General features: G+C 62.9%; 1 protein-coding gene. It reads right to left on the bottom strand.

Annotation, left to right across the window (positions count from 1 at the left end):
- A partial coding sequence (locus ACR9ZK_RS22455; RefSeq protein WP_481344140.1) for an enolase C-terminal domain-like protein occupies positions 1–259 on the bottom strand: 259 nt, incomplete at both ends.

Below are 259 nucleotides of genomic sequence, written 5' to 3'. Positions count from 1 at the left end.
GGAAAGGCCGTGAACCGGGTCGTTACCCAGCCCGTCGGCACCGTAAAGTTCGGCGTAAGCGGGCTGGCAGGCGCGGGCGACGTGCAGGGCGGCGGCGGTAGCGGCACCGCCTTCGTTCATCTGACCAATCATGAAGGGCACGCCCGCTGCCGTAAGACGTCGTGCGGCAGCCATTGTCGGCGCAATGCCGCCCATTTTGACCAGTTTGAGATGCGCCATAATCTTGCCGTTCAGCGCCAAAATGCGTTCTAAATCCGCC

This window comes from Monashia sp. HAY1-5C (assembly GCF_056755255.1).
The sequence above is the reverse complement of the archived record's forward strand: the minus strand, read 5'-3'. Positions and strand labels throughout refer to the sequence as shown.